Origin of the sequence: Hymenobacter roseosalivarius DSM 11622 (genome assembly GCF_900176135.1) — a bacterium.
In the GTDB taxonomy this organism is placed as follows: domain Bacteria; phylum Bacteroidota; class Bacteroidia; order Cytophagales; family Hymenobacteraceae; genus Hymenobacter; species Hymenobacter roseosalivarius.
This window is the reverse complement of record NZ_FWWW01000099.1, coordinates 1-21,823: the sequence shown is the minus strand read 5'-3', so window position 1 is coordinate 21,823 and position 21,823 is coordinate 1. Positions and strand designations below refer to the sequence as shown.

Here is a 21,823-nt window from a genome sequence, read left to right as displayed (position 1 = left end):
CCCTCCCCACCGGGGAGGGGTTGGGATGGGATAAACCTCCACGCATATGCCCACTCAACACCCGCGTATCCGCACATTTGAAGAATACACCGACGCCTACGCCCGTAGCGTCGAAAACCCCGAGCAGTTTTGGGCCGAGGTGGCCGAGCCTTTCACCTGGCGCCGCAAGTGGGACACCGTGGTGAAGGCCGATCTGGTGAATGGCCACAACGAATGGTATAGCGGGGCCAAGCTCAACATTACCGAAAACTGCCTCGACCGCCACCTGGCCACCCGCGGCAACAAGCTGGCTCTCATCTGGGAGCCCAACGACCCCAAGACCCGCCAGATTCGCTACACCTACCGCGAGTTGCACCAGGAGGTGTGCCGGTTTGCCAACGTGCTGCTCAACAACGGCGTGGAGAAGGGCGACCGGGTCTGCGTTTATATGCCCATGATTCCGCAGCTGGCTATTGCCGTGCTGGCCTGCGCCCGCATCGGGGCGGTGCACTCCGTCATCTTTGCCGGCTTCTCGGCCACGGCCATTGCCGACCGCGTAAACGATGCCCAGGCTACTACGGTGCTTACTTCGGATGGCCTCAACCGCGGTACCCGGCAGATTCCGGTAAAACGCGTAGTCGATGAAGCGCTGGAAACCTGCCCCAGCGTGCGGCGCGTCATTGTGGTGGAACACCTGGGCTGGCCCGTACACATGGAAGAGGGCCGCGACGCGTGGTATCACGAGGAGGTAAAAGAGGCCGAAAAATCCTGCCCGGCTGAGGAAATGGATGCTGAGGACCTGCTGTTCATCCTCTACACCAGCGGCAGCACCGGTAAGCCCAAGGGCGTAGTCCATACCCAGGCCGGCTACATGGTGTGGGCCGATTACACGTTCCGGAACGTGTTTCAGGTAAATGAAAACGACGTGTACTGGTGTACCGCCGATATCGGCTGGGTAACCGGCCACAGCTACCTGCTCTACGGGCCGCTGCTGAGCGGGGCCACTACCCTGATGTTTGAAGGAATTCCCACGTATCCGAGTGCCGGCCGCTTCTGGGAGGTGATTGACAAGCACGGGGTCAACGTGTTCTACACTGCGCCCACGGCCATCCGCTCCCTCATGGCCACGCCCCTCGACAACGTGCTCAGCTACTCGCTCGACTCCCTGCGCATTCTGGGCACCGTGGGCGAGCCCATCAACGTGGAAGCCTGGGACTGGTACCACACGCATGTGGGCAAAGAGCGCTGCCCTATCGTGGATACGTGGTGGCAAACCGAAACCGGCGGCATCATGATTTCGGCCCTGGGGGGCATTTCTCCCCTCAAACCAGCCCACGCTGGCCAGCCGCTGCCGGGCGTGCAGCCCGTCCTGCTCACCCAGGAAGGCAAGGAAATAGAAGGCAATGAGGAGGAGGGCTACCTGGCCATCAAGTACCCCTGGCCGGGCATTATTCGCACCACCTACGGCGACCATGAGCGCTGCCGCCAGACCTACTTCGGCCCGTATCCCGGCTACTATTTCACCGGTGATGGTGCCCGCCGCGACAAGGATGGTATGTACCGCATCATCGGCCGCGTCGACGACGTGATCAACGTATCGGGCCACCGCTTTGGCACGGCCGAGATCGAAAACGCCATCAACGAAAACGCCTATGTGGTGGAGTCGGCGGTAGTAGGCTACCCCCACGATGTGAAAGGGCAGGGCATTTACGCCTTTGTTATTTGCAGCGAGCCCGTGAAGCCCGGCGAAATGGCGCACGTAGAAGCCAGCATTATCGAAACGGTGGTGGCCGAAATTGGCAAAATCGCCAAGCCCGATAAGATTCAGATCGTGTCAGGCCTGCCCAAAACCCGCTCCGGCAAAATCATGCGCCGCATCCTGCGCAAAGTAGCCGAGGGCGAAACCAGCAACCTGGGCGACACCTCCACCTTGCTTGATCCTGGCATCGTAGAAGAGATTATTGCCGGTAAGAAGTAATTTAATTGAGCCGTAGAGACGCGTATTCGCGTCTAATCGTTGAACCGAAAGTCAGCGCAGCTAACAACCAGCATCGCGCCGTTCAATCAAACAACGACCGCGACTATCAGACGCGAATACGCGTCTCTACACCCAAGGCCATAGTTGGTTCTAAACCAAAAAAGCCCCCCAAAAATAATCTGGGGGGCTTTTTTATTCAGCAGAAATACTATAAGGCGTGGGTGTCTTGATATCCTCTGTACCCCTTTTTATACCCCTTGTCCTTGCGCACACTTTTCTTTTTTTTATCAGAATCGGAGGTGAGCAGGACTACGACACCAGCCGTAACCGCCGCAATAGCTGCCATTTTGGTTATGAAGGCCGTGCGGTTGTGTTTCCACTCCATAGCATAACCTTTCTCAGCAAAAATATTCGGGATTTTGCCGTGGGTGAAATCCTCCAGGATGCCTTCTACCACGTTTACGCGGTCGGCTACTATCAGCGGCAGCCAGTGGCGGTATTCGTTTTCGCTGTAGCGAAAAGCAAAGCGCCGAATCAGCCCGCTGAGCCCGCTGGGCGGCACGGTAGTACCATACACCGCCGATACACGGGGCCGCTCATTCGACTTTAACATCTCCGTGTCATCATGCTGCATGGGCTCGGGATGCGAGTGGCTGTTGGGGTCCTGCGATACGTTCATCCGGTCCCGCATGGGGTAAGTGGGGTCGTTTTTCGGGTCCGCATCTACTCCCCAGCCTTTTATCTGCTTGTAGTCTTTCGCTGTATTTTCCATGATTGGGGGGCTTTTACTTGTTGGCGGATGAGGGAATCAGCACCGTTTTGATGCAATTATCCAGCTTGGCGGAGAACATGCGGTAGCCGTCGGCTACTTCCTCCAGCGGCATACGGTGAGTAATCATCGCCTTCGGATTGAGCGTGCCGTTCATTACGTGCTCAATAAGGCGCGGCAGCAAGCGCTTCACGGAGGTCTGGTTGCCCCGCATGGTGAGGCCTTTGTTCATCATATTCCCAATGGGTACCAGGTTATCGGTGGGGCCATACACGCCCACAATCGACACCACGCCGCCTTTCTTTACCGAGTTAATAGCCCAGTGCAAAGCCGTAGCCGAGCCGGCCTGCAATAGCAGTTTTCTGCCCGTAATAGTCTGCATCAGGTCGCCGGAAGCCTCCGCGCCTACCGCGTCAATCACGCAGTCGGCACCCATCCAGTCGGTTATCTTCTTGATAAACAGCACCGGGTCACCGATCTCATCGAAATTATACACCTCGCAGGGAGCATAATCACGCACGAATTCCAGTCGGTAGTCCACATTATCAAGCACGATAACGCGGCCGGCCCCAAACAGCCACGCACAGCGGGCCGCCATGATACCAACGGGGCCCGCGCCAAATACGAGCACCGTATCGCCGGGCTGAATGCCCGCCATTTCGGCCGCCTGATAGCCCGTGGGCACTACGTCGGTCAGCAGTACCGCATCATCAGGGTCCATGCCGGCCGGAATCACCGTGGGGCCGACGTTGGCATAGGGTACGCGGGCATATTCGGCCTGGCCGCCGTCGAAGCCGCCGGCCGTGTGGGAGTAGCCAAAAATGGCCCCCACGGCCGTAGACATCGTGTTGGATTCGTGGCAGTTGCCAAACATGTTTTGCTTGCAGAAGTGGCACTCGCCGCAGGCAATGTTGAAGGGCACCAGCACTTGGTCGCCCACTTTAATCTTAGTCACATCGGGTCCAACTTCCTCCACTATCCCCACGAACTCGTGCCCGAAGGTGGAGCCCACGCGGGTGTCGGGCACGTTGCCGTTGTATAAGTGCAGGTCCGACCCGCAGATACAGGTACGGGTAACCCGCACAATCGCATCCTGCGGATGCTTGATTTCGGGCATGGGTTTTTGGACGGCACGGACCCTTTTCGGGCCCCGGTATTCCATAGCAAGCATAGTTTCCGGCGTTTTGGTTTTGGTAGGAAGTTCGAGCCGATGCAAAGCATTGCCAGGCAGTGTCACGATAAACACTGGGCCAGGCAATCACCTTACAGCGGTGATGAATGGTACTTGCCTATATTTCTAAAGTTGCCGGAGTATGGCTAAATACGTGTTTAATCGTGGTTGAGTACGTGTTACTTAAGGATTAGTACGTATTTACACTAGCAGCCTAACGGCGGTATGTGCTCTGAATAGGAAGGGCGTTGACAGCCATAAAGAAAGGTCGCTTCCTACTGAGAGCGACCTTATATGAGAGATACTGAGGACAGCGGTAAGCTTACTGTACTGCCGGCAGAATCATTCCGCTCACTTCCCCGAAGCCTACGCGTACGCCGTCTTTTTTCGCGAAGCCGCGCATAATCACGGTGTCGCCATCGAGCAGAAATGTGCGCTCTGAGCCGTCGGCGAGCGGTATCGGGCGAGTGCCTTTCCAGGCCAACTCCAGCATCGAGCCCAACGAATCGGGCGTGGGTCCGCTGATGGTGCCGCTGGCGTACAGGTCGCCCACTTGCAGGTTGCAGCCGTTGCTGGTTTGGTGGGTGAGCTGCTGGGCCATGCGCCAGTACATATGCCGAAAGTTTGAGCGGCTAACCACTGTCTGGGGGGCATTTTCGGGCTGAATGGCCACTTCCAGGTTGATATCAAAGTTGTGCGCATCCAGCTGCCGCAGATACAGCAGGGGCTCAGGCTCCTGCACCGGCCCGGCCGTGCGGAAAGGCTCCAGCGCGTCCAGCGTCACGACCCAGGGCGAAATGCTGCTGCCGAAGCTTTTGCCCAAAAACGGCCCCAGCGGCACGTACTCCCAGCTTTGAATGTCGCGGGCGCTCCAGTCGTTGAAGAGCACCAGCCCAAAAATGTGGTCTTCGGCGTATTGTATGGGTACGGACGAGCCTAGCTCGGTGGCTCGCCCGCCCACGAAAGCCACTTCTAGCTCAAAGTCCAGCTGCTGCGACGGGCCAAAGGTAGGCGCATCAGCATCGGGGGCCTTGCGCTGCCCGTTGGGTCGGCGGATAGGCGTGCCTGATACCACGATGCTGCTGGCCCGGCCGTGGTAGCCAATCGGAATGTGCCGCCAGTTGGGCAGCAGGGCATTATTCGGGTCGCGAAACATGGTGCCCACGTTGGTCGCGTGCTCGATGCTGGAGTAGAAATCGGTGTAGTTGCCGGGCTTCACGGGGCGCAGCATCTCCACTTCGCTCTGGCGCAGCAGGCAGGCGCGCATTACCTCATCGGAGCGCAGGGCGGTGCTATCGTGGCGCAGCAGCTCCGATACGCGCTGGCGCACGGCTCGCCATACGGGCCGGCCCAGAGCAATAAACTGGTTGAGCGAGCGGCGGCGAAATACTTTGGGCATTTTCGACCCCAGCTCCAGATCCTCAAACAAGCCAAACTGCGCCACGGCGTACAAATCCAGCACATACTCGCCAATGGCCACGCCCAGGCGCGTGCCGCGCTCCAGGGTTTCAAACACGCCAAACGGCAGATTCTGAATTGGAAAGTCGCTGGTGGGCGGAATATCAATCCAGGAGCGCAGCGTCGGGTCGTTGGGGTTGGCCATCGGGGGAGGATAGTGGGTGACGCGGCAAAGGTAGAGGTGTGAGGGAAATGAGCCGCAACGCGGCTGTTTATTGCCCCACCAACTAGGCAAACTCCTCCGAAGCTGTTACCTTGAGCCGAAGCTCGTGCTACGAATTGTCACTATGGTAACGGATATCAAAGTTAAGGCAAGTCTCCGTTGGTATATTCTCAACAAATTTACCATTGCGGATTTCGGAAATGCGAATGTTGAGTATGATTTAAAAAGAGATGTTGTAATCAAAAAATGAAAAATATAGAAAAGTATAAAACCGATTTAAAGATCTTGATGGAAAAAGGAGATAACACTGATATTTCTATGAAATATCAGTGTTATCCTGAGAACATTGAAGTTCAGATTAAAGATACCTTCAAAGATGATAAAAAATCGAAGGAATATATTAAAAAGATCATACCTTTTAAAGATGAATATCAAAGTTGGTATTCAGAATCATTAGTTATCATAAAACAATTGCTGCCTGATAGATTATCTGACTTTATTAAGCTTTTTGAAAAACCTAAGACGAGAAAAGCAATTGAGTACGGTAACTATGTAATTGAGGATTTCTTACAAAACTTGATTGTTACCACTTCCTATAGGGAGAAAAAAGTTGGTCCTGAAGCTGCTATAAGTCAGTTTGAGCAACAACTTAATATTTTAAAGTCAGTCGAGAGAAGGTTTGAAAGCTCACTCTTTGACATTAAACAGTTAGTGCAAGCGGACTTATTTGACAGTGAACTTGATGCGGCAAAAGAATTAAATAAAAATAAATTTTCCAGAGGTGCGGGTGCAGTTGCAGGTGTTGTTCTTGAAAAGCATCTAGCACAACTTCTGATAAACCACAATTTAAAAATCTCTAAAAAACCCCTTCTATATCTGACTTAAATGATGGATTGAAATCTTCAGGAGTTTATGATACACCAACTTGGAGAAAAATTCAGCATTTGGGAGATATTAGGAACTTGTGCGACCATAACAAAGATAGAGAGCCTACAAAAGAAGAAGTTGAAGAACTCATCTTAGGAGTTGAGGCGATAATTAAAACAGTATATTGAAAAATTAAGTACAATATAGGCGTAGGGTTATGCATGGTGAAGTGCTTAAATTCAAGTGCAGTTTTTGAATTGACTCTAGTTCTATGCTGACAGTTCTGTGCTCAGAAACCAGCCTGAACGCAAAGTCTAAAACCAATTGTTCAAATTCCCCAAAAACCAGTGCGCCCCGCTTACGCTGAAATCAGCAGGAGCGGGGCGCGGTACGTTGAAAGCGAGTAAACCTAAAACTGAGGCGTAGGGACGGGCGTGGGGGGCAAAGGATGGCCAGTTTGGCCAGCGGGCTGTGCCGACATGGGCGTGAGGTTGATGGCCTCCACGGTACGAATTTCAGGCACGGCTTTTTTCACCGACTCTTCCACGCCGGCTTTCAGCGTCATCGGCGACATGGGGCAGGTACCGCAGGCACCGAGCAACTCAAGCTGGAGTACCATATCGTCGGTGATGTTGAGCACGCGCACGTTGCCGCCGTCGGCAGCGAGGTACGGGCGAATCGTGTCCAGGGCCTGCTCGATGCGGGATAAGAGCGGATGTTCTTCGACGGCAGCAGAATGTGTCATGAATCGCAGGTTAACGCTGATTTTATTGATTCCGCTGATGTGATACAAGCAGATGAGTAAAAACTAGGCAAGACAAAAATAAGGCTTTTAGCTGGTTAAGAACCAACTGAAAGCAAGGTTGGGAAGTTCGGCTATAACCTTTCGCACTACAAAAATCAACGCAGGCCCCAAACTAGCGAGTCATTTCGACAACCTGAGTACGAGGAGCAATGGCGTTGCGAATGGATATCTGCCGGGCAACTTCTTCGGCTACCTGCTCAAAAATGGCCGCGGCCGGCGTGCCTTCCTGGGTAATAGCGGGTGCGCCCTGGTCGCCGGTTTCGCGAATGCTCTGCACCAACGGAATCTGGCCCAGCAGCGGCACTTCGTGTTTGGTAGCCAAACTTTGCCCCCCGCCTTCACCGAAAATAAAGTATTTGCTGTCGGGCAGCTCAGCTGGCGTAAACCAGGCCATATTTTCGATTACACCCAGCACCGGCACATTTATCTGGGGCTGGCGGAACATCTGCAACCCTTTCTGCGCATCGGCCAGGGCCACTTTTTGCGGCGTGGTCACGATGAGGGCGCCCGTTACGGGCACGGTTTGCACCAGCGTGAGGTGAATATCAGAAGTGCCGGGGGGCATATCGATGAGCAGGTAATCCAGCTCACCCCAATCGACCTCGGAAATAAACTGCTTCAGCGCCGACGAGGCCATGGGGCCGCGCCACACGATGGCATTGTCGCTGGGGGCCAGAAAGCCAATGCTCATCAGCTTTACGCCAAACTTCTCGATGGGCAAAATGAGATTTTTGCCCTCGGGTGTCTGGAATACGTGGGGGCGGGCGTCCTCCAGACCAAACATGGTGGGCATACTGGGGCCGGAGATGTCGGCGTCGATCAGGCCGACTTTAGCGCCCGTGCGAGCCAGCGCGATGGCCAGGTTGGCCGTCACGGTGCTTTTGCCCACGCCGCCCTTGCCCGAGGCAATGGCGATGATATTTTTAACTCCGCTGAGTACGGCCGAGTTAGCGGCCCGGGCGGTCGTCACGCGGGAAGTGAGGTTCACATGTACCACCGCGTTTTTGTCCACCATGGTATGGATGGCGAGCACGCAGGCGTTGTGAATCAGCTCTTTGAGCGGGCAGGCAGGGGTGGTGAGGATGACGGAGAACGAGACGGTCAGACCGTCAATCATCACGTCCTCAATCATGTTGAGCGTGACCAGGTCCTTGCCCAGATCGGGCTCTTCCACGTAGCTCAGGGCCTTGAGTACGTCTTCTTGGGTAATAGCCATAAGTTTAGAATCAGACTGCAAAGATAACCCGCAAACGGGGCGGAGGTTAAAAAATGTAACCCCAAGCTCCGGCTTGGGGCACGAGTGCCGGCGTCCGCGCCGCCTGGGTTGGCCGCCAGGCCAAGTAAGAGTGGAGTGGCCATTCGTTCTTCAGCGAAGCTGAAAGCTCGCGTCAGCGTTATCCAGGCGGCGCGGTGCCGCATTGGCGCTGGCGCGCCAGCACGGAGTGTCACTCCGTTCTACTTTCGGCCTACCTTTGCCTTTATGGCGCTTATTCCGAAAGAAACCGTTGATCAAATTCTGCACCTGGCCGACATCGTGGAGGTGGTGGGCGACTTTGTGAGCCTCAAGCGCAAGGGTCAGAATATGTGGGCCTGCTGCCCGTTTCACAATGAAAAGTCGCCGTCGTTTTCGGTGGCGCCGGCCAAGGGGCTCTACAAGTGCTTTGGCTGCGGCAAAGCGGGCGGAGTAGTACAGTTCGTGATGGACATCGAGGGCAGCAGCTACGTGGAGGCCCTTAAGTACCTGGCAAAAAAATACGGGGTTGAGATCCGGGAGGAAGAAAAAACGCCCGAGCAGCAGCTCGCCCAAAACGACAAGGATTCCCAGTATATCGTCTCGAACTGGGCCAAAGACCACTACCACAAGCTTTTGCTGGAGTCGGAGGAAGGCCAGAGCATCGGGCTGAGCTATCTGCGCCAGCGCGGCCTGAACCAGCAAACCATCCAGACCTTCGAGCTGGGCTACTCCCTCGACCAGTGGGACGACTTGCTGAAGGCAGCCGAGAAAGCCGGCTACGAGCGCAAATACCTGGAAAAAACCGGCCTCACCATTAAAAAGGATGACGACCAGGGCCAGGACACCGGCCGGCGCTACGACCGGTTTCGGGGCCGGGTCATGTTCCCGATTCACAACGTGGCTGGCCGCACCATTGGCTTCGGGGCGCGCACGCTGAAGGCCAACGACAAGAGTGCCAAGTACCTGAACTCGCCCGAGTCGGATATTTACCATAAGTCGGATGTGCTATACGGGATGTACCAGGCGCGGCAGGCTATTCGGGCGGAGGAAACGTGCTACCTGGTAGAAGGCTACCTGGATGTGCTGAGCCTGCACCAGGGCGGCATCAAGAACGTGGTGGCCTCGTCGGGTACTTCGCTCACCGAGAGCCAGATCCGGCTTATTGCCCGCTACACCGACAATGTAACGGTGCTCTACGACGGCGACGCGGCCGGCATCCGGGCGTCCTTGCGCGGCATCGACCTGATTCTGGAAGGCGGCCTGAACGTGCGCGTGGTGCTCTTCCCCGACGGCGACGACCCCGACAGCTACATCCGCAAAGTGGGCGACCAGCGCTTCCGGGAGCACCTCGAAAACCACAGCAAAGACTTCATCAGCTTCAAAACCGACCTGGTAGCCCGCGAGGCCGCCCAGGACCCGGTGAAGAAGGCCGAAGCCATCCGCGACGTGCTTCAGAGCATTGCCAAAGTGCCCGACCCGATCAAGCGGCAGGTTTTCCTGCAGCAGACCTCCGGCACGTTCGGCATTGATGAGCAGGTACTTATCACGGAGTATAACAAGCTGGTGAAGAGCGCGGGGGGCAAAAATGCCCCCCAGAGCACTGGCCCTGCGGCGGCCCAACCTGCGTCTCGTAGTCAGCAGTCATCGGCCCCCGCTCGGCCCCTCTCGCTGGAAGAGGAAGCTGAAGCCGCCATGTACGGCGCGCCATCCGACGCTTTTGCCCCCCAGACTCTTGATGCCGGCTCCGGCGAAGAAGTGGAGCCCGTGCCCGATGTATTGCAGGCCTGCGAGCGGGAAATAGTGCGGCTGATTCTGCTGTATGCGCCCCAGCAGTTGGCCAATGAGGTAAGCGTGGCGCAATACCTGTTTGGGCAGTTGGAGGAAAACGTGTTTCTCACACCCATTTACGCCGATTTACTCCACCTCTGCCGCACCGAAATGGAGCAAGGCCGTTGGCCCGACGTGCGTACCCTCATCCAGCACGGGCGCGGCGATATTCGTCAATTGGTGAGCGACCTGGCCACGGAAAAATACGAGCTGAGCCCCAACTGGACCACTCACCAGATCTACGTGCCCCGTGAGCTGGACTTGCTCCAGCAGGCCTGCGACAACGCCGTGCTGCGCCTCAACAAATGCACCGTGCAGCGCGAGCTGGCTACCCGCCTCGACGCCCTGCGCCAGCCCATGGATGAGGCCGACCTGATGGAAACCCTGCACGCTATCAAGCTGCTCAAGCAGATGGATAACCAGCTGGGCGGCATGCTGGGTACGGTTATTCCGAGGAGCGGCTAGCAAAAAGTCCCCAGCCTGCTCGGGTATACTTCCAGCACCTGTCCCGGATGCTGGTTGCGCGCAGAATCCACGGTACTTCAATTCTGTGACTGGCGATGCAGGCTTCCATTTAAGTATTCTGGCTGTAGATTCGCCAATCTGACGCTGCGCCAGCTCAGAGCTCCTGACTCTTATCTTGTTTACCTGAAAATGTGGAAGCGTCTTAACCTGAAACGGTTCCTACTGGCCGTGCTGCTGACCACCACCAGCTTTGGCGGCGGCATCATGGGTTTCAGCTGATTGAGAATTTCAGTTTGATTGATGCCTTCTACATGACCATGATTACCGTCTCGACGGTGGGCTTCGGGGAATTGCACCCTTTGTCACCGGCCGGACGGCTGTTCGTTTCGCTCTATATTTTCTTCAATCTGCTCGTCGTTGCCTACCTGTTGTCGGTGCTGACTTCCTACATTTTCAGCGGTGAGCTTCGTGCTATGTTTACTATGATTCGTATTGATCAGGAAATCCGTGGGTTTGAGGGCCACGTCATTGTATGCGGCTTTGGGCGCAATGGCAGCAAAGCCTACCATGAGCTGAAGGCCAACGGGGCCCAGGTAGTAGTAGTCGAGCAAGACGAGTCCCTTCTCAAAGTTGCCAACGAGACCAACGGGGCAAACATTCTGGCCGTCTTTGGCAATGCCACCGACGATGAGACCCTAATCGCCGCTGGGGTGAGCCGGGCCCTGGCTCTCATTACGGCTCTGCCCAAGGATGCCGACAATGTATTCGTGGCCCTCACGGCCCGTGAGCTGAATCCCAATATTAAGATTATTGCCCGCGCTAGTCTCAAGAGCAGCGAGCACAAGCTGCTACGCGCGGGTGCCGACTCGGTAGTGATGCCCGACGAAATTGGGGGCTCACACATGGCTAATCTGGTAATGCGGCCCGAGGTAATCCGCTTTCTGGACATGATTAGCGGACTTGGCCCCCGCAAGCTACGCCTGGACGAAATGCGCTCCGACGAGCTGCGACCCGAATGGCGCGGGCGCAGCATCCGCGATTTGGACATTCGCTCCCGCACCGGGGCTACGGTCATTGCCTTGAAACTGCAGGACGGCGAGCTGCTTGTAAGCCCTTCCGCCGACACCATTCCGCAACCCGGCGATGTGCTCCTGTTCTTGGGGACTGAGGAGCAGGTAAGCACCCTGATCCGGCAGTTTCGGGCCTGAGTTTAGGGGCGCGGATTTCTGCTAAGTCAGCAGGTCGGCATCTGATATTACGGCTACCTGACTAGCTTTGAGCTAACTTATTTTTGTATCCTGTGCATATCCTGCAGCTTTGTCCGCGCGTGCCGTTTCCGCCCCATGATGGAGGCGCAATTGCCATGTACGACGTAGCTGCGGGCCTGGCCCGCGCCGGGCACCGCGTAACGGTGCTGGCCGCCAATACGCCTAAGCACCAACAGCCAGCCGATGTGCTTGCTCATCTGCCCGGAGTGCGCCTGATCACGGTGCCTATTGACACGCGGCTGAACCCCGTAAAGGCGCTCAAAAACCTGCTTTTGGGCAGGATGCCCTACAATGTGGAGCGCTTTGTAAGCCAGCAGATGGTGGCCGAGCTGAAACAGCAGCTGCGCACGGAACGCTTCGATGTGGTGCAGGTGGAAGGCACGTTTGTAGCCTGGTACGTGGATATTATCCGGGCGGAAGCCCCCCAGCTGCCGGTGGTGCTGCGCGCTCATAACGTGGAGCATACCATCTGGAAGATGCTGGCTGAGCGGGAACGAAAACCCATTAAAGCTATGTATTTTCACCACTTGGCAAATGGGCTGAAGCGGTTTGAGGAAAAATACATGCCCCGTTTCAACGCCGTGGCCGCTATTACCGCGCCTGATCAGCGCCGCCTGCGGGGCATGGGCTGCCCCGAGCCGGTGGTGTTCGTCCCGGCCGGTGTGGAGCTGAGTCGCTTTCAGATTGATTCAACTATTCAGCCCAAACCTAAAACGCTGTTTATGATTGGCTCGCTGAACTGGCTGCCCAACGTGGAAGGGTTTGACTGGTTTCTGACCAATGTGTGGCCCTACGTACACGAGCGAATGCCGGAGCTGGAGCTGCATATTGCCGGCAAGGACACACCCGAGCGCATTCTGCGGCTAAAGGGAGGCAATGTGTTCGTGCACGGCTTCGTGGAGTCGGCGCCGGAGTTTATGCAGCGCTATGAGGTAATGATTGTGCCCTTGCTGAGCGGGGGCGGCATGCGCATCAAGATTATTGAGGGCATGGCGCTAGGTAAGTGCATTATCAGTACCGGCCTGGGCTCCGAAGGCATCAGCGTGCGCAACGGCCACGATATCGTGCTCTGCGATGAGCCCAGCGAGTGGATTAACCGTATTGAAAGCTACTACAAGGGCGAGCTGAACCAAACCCAAATAGGACAAGCGGCCCGCCAAACCATCCTGCGCACCTACGACAACCAGCAGGTTATAACTCACTTTGTAGAGCTTTACCGCAGCCTGGCTGCTCCCGGCGTCTAACTTTGCCCCCCATGAAGCTGCTCGTCCTGCTGTCCCGGTTTCCCTACCCGCTTGACAAGGGCGACAAGCTGCGTGCCTTCCATCAGCTTCGCTATCTGGCCCAGCGCCACGAGATTTGCCTGTTTGCCCTCACCGATGAGCCCGTGTCGGCCTCGGCATTGACGGCCGTGACCCCACTTTGCGCCGGTGGCCTGCACGTTCATCAGTTGCGCCGCCCTCGCATTGCCCTGAACATGACCCGCGCGCTAACCAACGGACAGCCGTTGCAGGTGGGCTACTTTCATAATGCCACGGCCCAGCGCTGTCTGGATCAGCTAATCACCCGTTTTCAGCCCGACCACGCCTATTGCCAGCTCATCCGCATGGCCGAATACCTGCGCCCCCACGCGGAGCGTCTGCCCTGCACGCTGGATTATATGGACGTGTTCTCGGCTGGCATGCTGCGCCGGGCCGAAAAAGCCCCCCAGTGGCAGCGGCCCATATTTCAGCTGGAAGCGGAACGCCTGCGCACCTATGAGGCGGCGGCATTTGGTTGGTTTCGCCACCACACCATCATATCCGACCAAGACCGCCAACTGATCGACCACCCGCGTCGGGCCGAGATAGAGGTGGTCCTGAACGGAATCGATACCAATTATTTCCGGCCCGTACAAAGCAAAATAGAGTATGAGATTCTGTTTTGCGGCAACATGAACTACCACCCGAATGTGGATGCCGCCGTGTTTCTGGCCGAGGAAATCCTGCCTCTGGTGCGGCAGCGGCAGCCCAATGCCCGCCTGCTGATTGCGGGCACTACCCCGGCGCTGCGGGTGCAGGCGCTGGCCTCACCTACCGTCACGGTCAGCGGCTGGCTCTCCGATATTCGGGAGGCATATGCGGCGGCGGGCGTATTCGTGGCACCTATGCGCGTAGGTACGGGCTTGCAAAACAAGCTGCTCGAAGCTATGGCTATGCGCCTGCCTTGTGTTACTACGCCTTTGGCCAACAATGCCTTACGTGGGACGTCGGGGGAGCATTTGCTTGTTGGCCAAACGGCGGCGGAGCTGGCCGCGCACATCAGTGACCTCCTCGCCGAGGCTGAACAGGCGAAAGCGCTGGCCCAACGGGGCCTGGAGTTCGTGCGCGAAAACTACAACTGGGCCACGGCTACCCGCCGCCTAGAGCGTTTATTCGAAAAGCCCTAGGATAAGCCCGGCGCATTATTGACTTTAACCTGAGCGGCGACCAAGGTGGACTTAACGAGAAAGCCGCTGGCCGGCTCAATGCTCAAATGAGCGTCTCGGCCTATTAGCCTATTATCTAACTACTTCAGCCTCATGAATAAAAACTTACGCATTGCCATTCTGGGCTGCGGCAACATGGGGCAGGCTTTTGCGAAAGCGTTCCTGCAATACAACCTCGTAGCCCGCACCGATATGCTCCTTCTGGGCCGCGACGACGCCCATTGCCAGCGCTTAAATGCCAGCCAGCTGGGTATGCCAACGGGCCTGCTGTCCGCGGCCATAGGCAGCTACGATGTAGTGCTGGTAGCGGTGAAGCCCCAGGATTTTGGCCGGGTGGCCGACGGGCTGCGCCAAGTGCTGCAACCCGAGCAGGTAGTGGTATCCATCATGGCCGGCATCCCGATTTCGCGTTTGCAGCGGGAGCTGGACCATCGGCAGGTGCTGCGGGCCATGCCCAATACGCCGGCCCTGCTGGGTATGGGAATTACGGGTTTTTCGGCCGCGCCGGAAGTTGGTCGCAGTCGGTTGCATCAGGTTGAAAACCTGCTCAACGCCACGGGCCGCTCTATTTTTATGGAAGACGAAAGCCTGCTCGACGCTGTTACGGCCGTCAGTGGCAGTGGTCCGGCCTATTTCTACTACATCGTGCAGGCCATGATGCGGGCCGGCCAGGAGCTGGGCTTCTCGGAGTCGGTGGCGGGCCTGCTGGTAAAGCAGACGATGCTGGGGGCCTTTCATTTGCTGAACAACTCCGACCAAAGCATCGACCAGCTTATTGCCAACGTAGCTTCCAAAGGCGGCACCACGGAGGCGGCTCTGCGCGCTTTTCGGGCGGGCAACCTGGCCGAAACGCTGGTAGATGGTATTAAAGCGGCTCAACAGCGCGCCACGGAATTGGCAAAGGAGTAGCGACGCGTACTCGCGTCTAATCGTTGGACAACCGATGCCGCGCCGGCTTAACACCGACCGCGACGATTAGACGCGAATACGCGTTGCTATAAGGCGTCTGGATGATTTATGTTCTGCCTCAACTTGGCTCATATAGCGGTCCGCCATTCGAGAATCTTGCCTGTCGTAACTTCGCGGCGTCGTTGGTGGTTGTTCTGCCAGCTTTGCGACTGCGTTTTAAAACCCGAGAGCCGCAACATCCTTTAATCTGCCTCACCTACGTTCATGCTTAATTCAATAGAAGACGCCATTGCCGATATTCGTGCCGGCAAGGTAGTGATTGTGGTCGATGACGAAGACCGCGAAAACGAAGGCGACTTTATCTGTGCTGCCCGCTGCGCTACCCCCGAAATTGTCAATTTTATGGCCACGCACGGCCGGGGCCTGGTGTGCGCCCCACTGACGGAGGACCGCTGTGAAGAGCTAGGTTTGGAGCTGATGGTGGGCCGTAATACCGCGTTGCATGCCACGCCCTTCACCGTTTCCGTTGACTTGCTTACGAACGGCGTCACGACCGGTATTTCTGCCTCCGACCGCTCCAAGACTATTCTGGCCCTTATTGACCCTACTACCAAGCCCGAGGAGCTGGGCAAGCCGGGGCACATTTTTCCGCTGAAAGCGCGCAAAGAAGGCGTGTTGCGCCGCGCCGGCCACACCGAGGCGGCCGTAGACTTAGCTCGTCTGGCCGGGTTTGAGCCGGCCGGGGTGCTGGTTGAGATTCTGAAGGAAGATGGGGAAATGGCCCGCCTGCCCGACCTGGAGGAGGTAGCCCGGCACTGGGATCTGAAGTTGATTTCGGTGCAGGACCTGATCAAGTATCGCCTTGCCCAGGAAAGTCTTATTACCCGCGACATCACCGTGAAATTGCCCACTGAATGGGGCGATTTCGACCTGTATGCCTTCACCCAACGCTCCAACGGTGCCCAGCACTTGGCCCTGGTGAAAGGCGACCTGACCGGAGCAGAGCCGCCCCTGGTGCGGGTGCACTCTTCCTGCGTCACCGGCGACATATTCGGCTCCTGCCGCTGCGACTGTGGCCCCCAGCTGCACCGCGCCATGAAGCAGATTGACCAGGCCGGCCGCGGCGTGGTGGTGTACATGAACCAGGAAGGGCGCGGTATTGGCCTGCTCAATAAGTTGCGCGCCTACAAGCTGCAGGAGCAAGGCCGCGACACGGTGGAGGCCAACGTAGAACTGGGCTTCGGCATGGATGAGCGCGACTACGGCGTGGGTGCCGCTATTCTGCGCGACCTAGGTATCAGTCAGATGCGTCTGCTTACCAATAATCCGCGCAAGCGCACGGGCCTGATGGGCTACGGGCTTGAAATCGTGGAAACGGTGCCGATTGAGATTGAACCCAACCAGCACAACCAAAGTTATTTAACTACCAAGCGCGACAAGCTCGGCCACACGATTCTGAGCAAGCTTCACCCCGTCAAAGCGACAGTCGAGAGCGGCAAAGAATCGTAGCCAAGCAGCCGCGAAACGCGTATTTTAGCTATATTACTCTGGCTATGAAAATCCTGCGTTCCGTTTTGAGTGCCGGCGCGGCTGCCCTGGCGCTCAGTTTGTTTCCAGCTTCAGCCGCATTGGCCCAGCGCACCACCTTTGTGCAGGAGTTTGCGGGCAGCACTATTCTGCTCGCGAATGGCGATACGCTGGAAGGCCCGCTGGTGCTGCACCGAAACGAGGATGTGGTGCGCATGACCATGCCCGATAATACCATCAATACGCTCTCGGCGGTGGCCGTACAAAGCTTTGCTGTGAAAGGTGAGCAGTACGACCGCCGCCGCGACGCGTATTACTACGACGACTTTTATGACGCGCGCCGGGGCTATTACTACGGTAGCCCGGCCTTTTTTAACGGCCCTCTGCCCAAGCGCCGGGAGCGGCCCGATACCAGCCTGGTGCGGGTGTTTCGTACCTACCGCTGGAACCGCGACAACGACTACAGCGACTACAAATCGCCCGCGTTTTTTGAGCAGCTCAGCAGCGGGCCTACCGTATTGCTGCGCCGCGAGGCCCTGGTAGAGCGGCCCGTATACGCCTCCGGCCCTTATGGCTACGGGGGCGGGTATGGCGGCTACGGTCCTTCGCGCTACGCGGGCTCTTATTCGGAGATAAAAGACAACTTTTATCTGGGTACGTCTACGGGCTCCATCATTCCGTTGCGCAATCCTAAGAAGGATTTGCTGGCCGCCTACCGCAAAAAAGCCCGTCAGATTGAACAATATGCTAAGCAAAACAACCTAGACTTCACTAATGCCCGCGAGCTGGCCTTCATCGTGAACTATGCCAACTCGCTATCGGAAGACAAGCAACCGTAAAGTTGCCGGTTTGCTTTTTGACCAGAAAAGCCCCCCAGCCGCTCGAAAGACGGGCTGGGGGGCTTTTTTGTGCAACGGCTGCCTGCCAGAACAACTAGTTGATTACCAAATAAATGAATCATAGCCGCTACAAATCCCGGTGGCGCAGCAGCAGGTAGCTGAGTAGCCAGAAGAGGGCAGCATAGGCCAGCGTGAGCGGGACAGCCTGAGTGGCGCTGAGGGCGCTGGTGGGGCCGGTCATGGTTTCGAGGATAGCCTGCGTTGGGTTGGGCGTGAGGCTGGAAAATACTTTGGTGGGAAAGTAGCGGTCGATGTGGTCGGCGATGGGCAGGCGCAGCAAGGGCTCGATCACCCAGGAATACAGCAGAAACAGCAGAATGGCCGGCCCACTCTTGCGAATCAGAAAGCCAAACAGCGCGGCCAGGCTCAGGTAGCCCAGGGCCTGCACGCCGTAGCGGAGCAGCGCGTCGAATAATCCTTCCGTGGCGGAGGTGCTGGAATCGGTGGTGTGGGTAAGCCCGAAGTAAAGGCCAACCAGCAGCAGCACAAGCATCCCAAATAGCGTCAGTAGCCCCGATACGATAAGTTTGCCCTGTATTAGGCCGGCCGGGGAGAGACCATCAATGAGCTGTTGCCTGAAGGTGCGAAACTGAAATTCGTCGGTAATCAGAATTATGAGCAGAATGCCCAGCAGGAGATGAAAGTAGCTGGCCACGTAAGTCAGTTTAGTCCACAAGCCCGGAAACGCATACAAGCTGTTGCCAACGGTCTGGCCATTGATGGTCACGTTGCCGCCCACCGACACGAAGAAAGCCAGCAGCCCCGCAAAGAGCACCAGCACAATCCAGACCGTACGGTAAGGCAGGAGCTTACGGAGTTCAGCACGTACGAGCATGAGGCAAGGGGTTGAGAGTAAGTAGATAATCCGAGGGGATACTACGACTCAAAGTTGTAGCACCAGTATCATTGTTGCTGTTGTTCGCTACATGAGGTCGTTCAACGATAGTGGTACTACGACTTTGAGTCGTAGTACCACTCAGGTCGCATTACTTGGTTAACTCCAAAAACTGCGTTTCGAGGCTGCGGTGCCGAACTTCCAGACTATTGAGAACCAGACCTTGCAGAAAGAGAGCCTGGTTCAGCTCAGCGGGCTGACGGCCCGGTCCCAGCACGGCACTGACGCCGCCGGCCGGCTCGGGGCGCACATCGGTAACCCAGGAAAAGCCCCCCAGCGCTTCTAGCAGTGCTGCGGGCGCGGCATTGGGAGCCAGACGCAGCACTATACGGTCGGCCACGGCCAGGATGTCGCTGACGGGGCCCGCGGCGCGCAGCTCCCCGCGCTGAAGCACCGCTACGTGGGTACACACCTTCTCAATCTCATCAAGCAGATGACTGGCCAGAATGATGGTTTTGCCCTCGGCAGCCAAGCGCAGAACCAAGCTTCGCACTTCGGCAATTCCCTGTGGGTCAAGACCATTGGTGGGCTCATCGAGCACCAATACCTCCGGGCGACCCAGCAGGGTAGAAGCCAGCGCCAGCCGTTGTTTCATGCCCAGCGAGTAGCCCCGAAACGCATCGTGCTGGCGGGCGGCCAGGCCGGTTATTTCCAGCGCCTCCGTGATGGTGACTGGGTCGGCACCCTTTACATCGGCGGCAATCTGCAGGTTTTGGCGAGCGGAGAGGTAAGGGAAAAAGTTGGGCGTTTCCAGCAGCGCGCCCACCCGGCGCTTGCTGGCACTCGAAATTTGCCCCCCAAACCAGCGCGCGGTGCCCCCCGATGGTTGCAGCACCCCAAGAGCAATGCCAAGCGTGGTGGTTTTGCCACTTCCGTTCGGCCCCAATAAGCCATACACGCTGCCTGCTTCCACCGTCAGGCTCAGGCCCTTCAGTGCCTGCGTACTTCCATAGTTTTTGGAGAGGTTCTCAATTTCCAGAATTGCCATGTAGGGGATTTAGTATTGGAAATAATGGAGGTGTTGTCAAACTTGTCACCCGTCATGCTCTATCTGGCGTCCGCTTGTCGAAGCACGCGGAATGCTTCGCTACTGATTGACACGCGGATCATAATCACATTCAAAATTACATCCATGTCTTATTCTACCGGCAAATTGCCCCCCAGCCAGCGGGCTACGGGGTAGCGCAGGTAGGATTTTTCGTAATGCGGGGAGCGGCGGTAGATGAAGTCGAGCTGAGCGCTGGCGCTTTTGGCGAAGGCCGGATCTGCCTTCTGGCGGGCTTCGAGCTGCTGGCGGAGTTGCGGGTCGCGGTGGAGCAGCTCCGCGGCCAGGTCCTCGAATACATAGTCGGAGAAGTGCTCTTTCTGCTGCAGGATGCTGTCGAAAAAGCCCCAGTTGAAAAACGAGTCGGTGGCTTGCGGCTCCAGGGTTTCGACCAGGTAGCGGACGGCCGCCTGATCAACCACCGCCACATAATCGCCTTTTCGGAATGCCAGCGCTTGCTGCTCGGGCCGCAGCTTCACCTGTGAGTGCAGGTAATGGCCTTCGTAGGGACGCGGCGAGGTTTTATAGTCCTCCACGTAGTACACTTCTGCCGTCAGGGTAGTATCGCGGCGGAGGCGCTGAAGCTGCACGCCACTCAAACGCAGGCGCTCCAGCACTTCGCCCCAGGCCTGGGGGATAAGGTAGGCTACTGGGCGGTGCACGGTGGTAGTGGGGCGGTAGGTATGGTAATAGTTTACGGGCCGCGTGAAGGGCGCTTTGCGGTCGTAGTACAGGCGCGGCTGCCCACTTACTTCGCTGGTTTTGGTGCGGCCTTCGTAGCCCCGGAAGCTGAACTTATCGATCTGCGTCGTGTCGAGCTGCCAGGTCAGGGCGAAGTCAGTTTGGGCGCGGGTTTGCTGGTCGGCAGCGGCGCGGGCCTGCTTAATTTGGGCCGCGTCCTGGTGCACCGTGCGGATCAGCAGCTCCAGAAAATCGTAGGTGACACGCACGCGGGGGGCAAATTCCTTGAGCATGTGCGTCTCAGTAACGAAGCCCAGCGTATTGAACAATGTCGTGTAGCCGGTGGAGTAGCGCGGCGTTTCCAGAAAGCCCCGTAAGCCACTCTCGGGCGTGCGGCCTTCGAAGTCTACGTAGGGCGTCAGCGGCCATTTCTTCTTTTCCATGCCCGCGTACAAAGCCGGCAACAGCCGCTGCTGCATGTACTGATTCATAGCCGGATGCAGCTTGTCGCGCTGGGTGTCAATCAGCGTCAAGGTATACTGATAATCAGCACCATTAGACGTATGCGTATCAACAAAGACTTCCGGTTGCCAGCGCTGGAAAAGCTGGGCGAAGCTGCGGGCATTGCGCGAGTCCTGCTTGATGTAGTCGCGGTTCAAATCGAGGTTGCGGGCGTTGCCGCGGAAGCCGTATTCCTGGGGGCCGTTCTGGTTGGTGCGGGTAGTGCTGTTGCGGTTCAGAGCCCCGTCTACGTTGTAGATAGGGATAAGTACCAATGTCACATTTTCAAGCTGCCGGCGCAGCTCCTTCTTCTGCACATAGTCGCGCACGAGCATCATGCTGGCGTCGATGCCTTCAGGCTCGCCGGGGTGAATACCGTTCTGGATAAAGACCATGCGCCGGTTTTTGGCCCGCACCGAAGCTGGGTCCGCGTCGCCATCCAGCGACACGACTACCTCGTGCAGGGGCTGGCCGATGTCGGTGGTGCCCGCCTCGCGTAGCGTAATTTCAGGGTAGGCCGCGTCGAGTCTTTTATAGTAGTCTATGCACTCGGCGTAGGTGGCGGTAGTGTTGCCATTGCCTTTCTCGAAAGGCGTGCGCCAATCGGGGGGCGCGGTGAAAAGTAGGGAGGCGGAGAGGAGAAGAGCGAGCATGCAGCGATGAATTTTCTGCAATCAACAACCAAAAAACAAAAATCTGATACGGGCAGCGGCAAAGTCTATAGAAAGGCAACACACTGCGCTTGCTGGCTTAGCTTACATGCCTCGAGACAATGAATAGCCAAAAAGGCAACTGCCGAGCAAAATGCATACGCTTGTTTGTTCTTGTCTGCTCAAACAGTTCTTTAGTGCTATTAATTTGTAGGCTAGTACGACTTCAATAAACTTAAAAAGCTGTCGGCAGCTTTAGTTATTG

Annotated in this window: 17 protein-coding genes; 9 read left to right on the top strand and 8 right to left on the bottom strand. The window is 57.0% G+C overall.

The window, feature by feature from the left end; genetic code table 11:
* Window positions 1–46 precede the first annotated feature (46 nt).
* The gene (acs, locus tag B9A24_RS18985) at window positions 47–1,957 is read left to right on the top strand and encodes an acetate--CoA ligase (RefSeq protein ID WP_084447596.1); all 1,911 of its coding nucleotides are present in this window, start codon (window positions 47–49) and stop codon (window positions 1,955–1,957) included.
* 208 nt (window positions 1,958–2,165) lie between these two features.
* Here acs and B9A24_RS18980 read toward each other — a convergent pair whose 3' ends face one another.
* The 3 genes from B9A24_RS18980 to fahA all read right to left on the bottom strand — a co-directional run bounded on the left by B9A24_RS18980 (window position 2,166) and on the right by fahA (window position 5,500).
* The gene (locus B9A24_RS18980; protein ID WP_084447595.1) at window positions 2,166–2,729 is read right to left on the bottom strand and encodes a hypothetical protein; all 564 of its coding nucleotides are present in this window, start codon (window positions 2,727–2,729) and stop codon (window positions 2,166–2,168) included.
* Window positions 2,730–2,742: 13 nt separating this feature from the next.
* Window positions 2,743–3,897: a zinc-dependent alcohol dehydrogenase gene (locus B9A24_RS18975; RefSeq protein WP_084447675.1), complete on the bottom strand. Its 1,155-nt coding sequence runs from the start codon at window positions 3,895–3,897 to the stop codon at window positions 2,743–2,745.
* Between the two features lie 322 nt (window positions 3,898–4,219).
* A complete protein-coding gene (gene fahA / locus B9A24_RS18970; RefSeq protein ID WP_084447594.1) occupies window positions 4,220–5,500 on the bottom strand; it encodes a fumarylacetoacetase in 1,281 nt (426 codons plus the stop codon).
* Window positions 5,501–5,764: 264 nt separating this feature from the next.
* Between fahA and B9A24_RS18960 the strand changes: the two genes are divergently transcribed.
* Window positions 5,765–6,403, top strand: coding sequence for a hypothetical protein (locus B9A24_RS18960; protein WP_200813973.1), 639 nt, complete (start codon window positions 5,765–5,767; stop codon window positions 6,401–6,403).
* Between the two features lie 391 nt (window positions 6,404–6,794).
* On the opposite strand, the gene B9A24_RS18955 is transcribed toward B9A24_RS18960, so the two are convergent.
* Entirely contained in the window at window positions 6,795–7,130 is a 336-nt protein-coding gene (locus B9A24_RS18955) for a NifU family protein (protein WP_084447674.1), read from the bottom strand.
* Between the two features lie 172 nt (window positions 7,131–7,302).
* A complete protein-coding gene (locus tag B9A24_RS18950) occupies window positions 7,303–8,406 on the bottom strand; it encodes an Mrp/NBP35 family ATP-binding protein (protein ID WP_084447592.1) in 1,104 nt (367 codons plus the stop codon).
* A gap of 264 nt (window positions 8,407–8,670) precedes the next feature.
* Here B9A24_RS18950 and dnaG point away from each other — a divergent pair, with 264 nt between their 5' ends.
* The 7 genes from dnaG to B9A24_RS18915 all read left to right on the top strand — a co-directional run bounded on the left by dnaG (window position 8,671) and on the right by B9A24_RS18915 (window position 17,726).
* On the top strand, window positions 8,671–10,716 hold the full coding sequence (gene dnaG / locus B9A24_RS18945; protein ID WP_084447591.1) for a DNA primase: 2,046 nt from the start codon (window positions 8,671–8,673) through the stop codon (window positions 10,714–10,716).
* A gap of 275 nt (window positions 10,717–10,991) precedes the next feature.
* Entirely contained in the window at window positions 10,992–11,924 is a 933-nt protein-coding gene (locus B9A24_RS18940) for a potassium channel family protein (RefSeq protein ID WP_394334649.1), read from the top strand.
* A gap of 92 nt (window positions 11,925–12,016) precedes the next feature.
* Window positions 12,017–13,228, top strand: a complete 1,212-nt coding sequence (locus B9A24_RS18935) for a glycosyltransferase family 4 protein (protein ID WP_143435061.1) — start codon at window positions 12,017–12,019, stop codon at window positions 13,226–13,228.
* Between the two features lie 11 nt (window positions 13,229–13,239).
* On the top strand, window positions 13,240–14,412 hold the full coding sequence (locus B9A24_RS18930; protein WP_084447588.1) for a glycosyltransferase: 1,173 nt from the start codon (window positions 13,240–13,242) through the stop codon (window positions 14,410–14,412).
* A 132-nt stretch (window positions 14,413–14,544) separates the two neighbouring features.
* Window positions 14,545–15,360 (top strand): pyrroline-5-carboxylate reductase, encoded by an 816-nt coding sequence (gene proC, locus B9A24_RS18925; protein ID WP_084447587.1) that lies wholly within the window; start codon window positions 14,545–14,547, stop codon window positions 15,358–15,360.
* Between the two features lie 264 nt (window positions 15,361–15,624).
* Window positions 15,625–16,869 carry a bifunctional 3,4-dihydroxy-2-butanone-4-phosphate synthase/GTP cyclohydrolase II gene (locus tag B9A24_RS18920; RefSeq protein WP_084447586.1) on the top strand — a complete coding sequence of 415 codons (1,245 nt, stop codon included), beginning with the start codon at window positions 15,625–15,627 and terminating at the stop codon, window positions 16,867–16,869.
* A 44-nt stretch (window positions 16,870–16,913) separates the two neighbouring features.
* Window positions 16,914–17,726, top strand: a complete 813-nt coding sequence (locus B9A24_RS18915; RefSeq protein WP_084447585.1) for a hypothetical protein — start codon at window positions 16,914–16,916, stop codon at window positions 17,724–17,726.
* Window positions 17,727–17,853: 127 nt separating this feature from the next.
* On the opposite strand, the gene B9A24_RS18910 is transcribed toward B9A24_RS18915, so the two are convergent.
* The 3 genes from B9A24_RS18910 to B9A24_RS18900 form a co-directional block, all read right to left on the bottom strand.
* Window positions 17,854–18,621, bottom strand: a complete 768-nt coding sequence (locus B9A24_RS18910) for an ABC transporter permease (protein WP_084447584.1) — start codon at window positions 18,619–18,621, stop codon at window positions 17,854–17,856.
* A gap of 151 nt (window positions 18,622–18,772) precedes the next feature.
* Window positions 18,773–19,669, bottom strand: coding sequence for an ABC transporter ATP-binding protein (locus B9A24_RS18905; RefSeq protein WP_084447583.1), 897 nt, complete (start codon window positions 19,667–19,669; stop codon window positions 18,773–18,775).
* A 149-nt stretch (window positions 19,670–19,818) separates the two neighbouring features.
* Window positions 19,819–21,561, bottom strand: a complete 1,743-nt coding sequence (locus B9A24_RS18900) for a M14 family metallopeptidase (protein ID WP_084447582.1) — start codon at window positions 21,559–21,561, stop codon at window positions 19,819–19,821.
* Between the last annotated feature and the right edge of the window lie 262 nt (window positions 21,562–21,823).

Coding starts and splice junctions, on each gene's coding strand:
- acs (WP_084447596.1), top strand. CDS start 47: ATGCCCACTCAACACCCGCGTATCCGCACATTTGAAGAATACACCGAC.
- B9A24_RS18980 (WP_084447595.1), bottom strand. CDS start 2,729: ATGGAAAATACAGCGAAAGACTACAAGCAGATAAAAGGCTGGGGAGTA.
- B9A24_RS18975 (WP_084447675.1), bottom strand. CDS start 3,897: ATGCTTGCTATGGAATACCGGGGCCCGAAAAGGGTCCGTGCCGTCCAA.
- fahA (WP_084447594.1), bottom strand. CDS start 5,500: ATGGCCAACCCCAACGACCCGACGCTGCGCTCCTGGATTGATATTCCG.
- B9A24_RS18960 (WP_200813973.1), top strand. CDS start 5,765: ATGAAAAATATAGAAAAGTATAAAACCGATTTAAAGATCTTGATGGAA.
- B9A24_RS18955 (WP_084447674.1), bottom strand. CDS start 7,130: ATGACACATTCTGCTGCCGTCGAAGAACATCCGCTCTTATCCCGCATC.
- B9A24_RS18950 (WP_084447592.1), bottom strand. CDS start 8,406: ATGGCTATTACCCAAGAAGACGTACTCAAGGCCCTGAGCTACGTGGAA.
- dnaG (WP_084447591.1), top strand. CDS start 8,671: ATGGCGCTTATTCCGAAAGAAACCGTTGATCAAATTCTGCACCTGGCC.
- B9A24_RS18930 (WP_084447588.1), top strand. CDS start 13,240: ATGAAGCTGCTCGTCCTGCTGTCCCGGTTTCCCTACCCGCTTGACAAG.
- proC (WP_084447587.1), top strand. CDS start 14,545: ATGAATAAAAACTTACGCATTGCCATTCTGGGCTGCGGCAACATGGGG.
- B9A24_RS18920 (WP_084447586.1), top strand. CDS start 15,625: ATGCTTAATTCAATAGAAGACGCCATTGCCGATATTCGTGCCGGCAAG.
- B9A24_RS18915 (WP_084447585.1), top strand. CDS start 16,914: ATGAAAATCCTGCGTTCCGTTTTGAGTGCCGGCGCGGCTGCCCTGGCG.
- B9A24_RS18910 (WP_084447584.1), bottom strand. CDS start 18,621: ATGCTCGTACGTGCTGAACTCCGTAAGCTCCTGCCTTACCGTACGGTC.
- B9A24_RS18905 (WP_084447583.1), bottom strand. CDS start 19,669: ATGGCAATTCTGGAAATTGAGAACCTCTCCAAAAACTATGGAAGTACG.
- B9A24_RS18900 (WP_084447582.1), bottom strand. CDS start 21,561: ATGCTCGCTCTTCTCCTCTCCGCCTCCCTACTTTTCACCGCGCCCCCC.